The sequence below is a fragment of the Paracoccus subflavus genome, assembly GCF_004310345.1.
Lineage (GTDB): Bacteria > Pseudomonadota > Alphaproteobacteria > Rhodobacterales > Rhodobacteraceae > Paracoccus > Paracoccus subflavus.
In genome coordinates this window covers 1-1,688 of sequence record NZ_SISK01000023.1, presented here as the reverse complement: position 1 = coordinate 1,688, position 1,688 = coordinate 1, and the positions used below count along the sequence as shown (strand labels likewise).

1 protein-coding gene and 1 pseudogene are annotated in these 1,688 nt (G+C 70.0%); one reads left to right on the top strand and one right to left on the bottom strand.

Annotated features, from left to right (window positions below):
- On the top strand, window positions 1–1,362 hold a 1,362-nt coding region (locus tag EYE42_RS15870; RefSeq protein WP_130992286.1), incomplete at its 5' end, for an aldehyde dehydrogenase family protein.
- A gap of 128 nt (window positions 1,363–1,490) precedes the next feature.
- Here EYE42_RS15870 and EYE42_RS16090 read toward each other — a convergent pair.
- Window positions 1,491–1,688, bottom strand: a pseudogene (locus tag EYE42_RS16090) (hypothetical protein); the annotation flags it as partial.

The window sequence follows — 1,688 nt, the reverse complement described above, 5'->3', positions numbered from 1 at the left end:
CCCGCCACCGGGCAGGACCTGGGCACTGTCGCGGCCGCTGGCGCGGCCGATCTGGACCGGGCGGTTGCCGCCGCACGGCAGGCGCAGGGCGACTGGGCCGCACTGGCGCCCCTGGCGCGCGCGCGCATCCTGCGCGCCGTGGTCGAGCGCATTCGCGCCCATCGCGACGATCTTGCCATGCTGGATGCCATCGACTGCGGCAACCCGCTGAAGGGGATGCTGTTCGACGTCGATCTGGGAACCACGCTGCTGGAATACTTCATCGGCCTGGCCCCCGAGGTGAAGGGCGACAGCGTGCCGTCGGGACAGGGGCGCATGACCTTCGTGCGGCGCGAACCGATCGGCGTGGTGGCGCGCATCATCCCCTTCAACCATCCGATGATGTTCATCCTGGCGAAGATGGGCGCACCGCTGGTCGCGGGAAACGCCGTGATCTTCAAGCCCTCGGAACACACGCCGCTGGCCGCCCTGCGCATCGCCGAACTGGTCGGGGACCTGCTTCCGGCCGGGCTGTTCTCGGTGCTGAACGGGGACGGTCGGCTGGGTGCGGCGATGGCCGAACATCCCGGCATCGGCAATGTCAGCCTGGTGGGCTCGGCCGCGACGGGCCGGGCGGTGATGCGCGCCGGGGCCTCGACGCTCAAGCGGCTGACCCTGGAACTGGGCGGCAAGAACGCCCTGGTGATCTGGCCGGATGCCGATATCGACAAGGCGGTGGCAGGCGCAGTGAGGGGGATGAACCTGGGCTGGACGGGCGGGCAATCCTGCGGCTCGACCAGCCGGGTTCTCGTGCACGACAGCGTCCATGATGCGGTGGTCGAGCGGCTGGCCGCCGCCTTCGAGGCGATCAGGCTGGGCGATCCGACCAGTGCCGAGACCGAGATGGGCTGCATGTCCACCCGCCCCCAGTACGAGAAGGTGCTGTCCTACATCGATGCCGGCCAGCAGGGCGGGGCCCGCATGGTGGCCGGCGGCCCGGTCCCCGAGCATCTTTCCGGCGGCTACTTCGTGCGGCCCACGGTCTTTGCCGATGTGACGCCCGACATGCGGATCGCCTCGGAAGAGGTCTTCGGCCCGCTCCTCTCGGTCCTGCGGTGGACCGACGAAGAGCAGATGTTCGCGATGGCCAATGCGGTGGAATACGGTCTGACGGCCTCGATCTGGACCCGCGATCTGGACACGGCGATGCGCGCGGCCGAGCGCCTGGAGGCGGGTTACGTCTGGGTGAACAATTCGTCCGACCATTACCCCGGCGCGCCGTTCGGCGGGGTCAAGCAGTCCGGCATCGGGCGCGAGGAATGCCTGGAGGAGATCCTGGGCTATACCGAGCAGAAGACCGTGGCGATCAGCTTCGCGGGCTGAGGCATGTCGGGCGCGGCGCCGCTGGCCGGTCCTGCGGCGGCGGCGGCCGTAACCGATGCGGAGCACCGGCGCGGAAGGCGTGGCGGCCCGGCTGCCACGCCTTTCTGTTCAGCCGACAGGCGCGGCGATCATTCCGCCGCCGAGGTCAGCGTCGCATCGAGGTCGCGTCCGATCGTGCGCCAGTCCTGCTCCTTGGGGAAGATGCCCTCGCGCGAGGCGATCTGGACGTGGGGGACGCGCGGTTCCTCGGTGCCGATGGCCGGGCCGCCCTCGGCCACGCGCCGCGCAGCATCCGCCATCAGCCTGCGAAATTCGACAATCGCCAG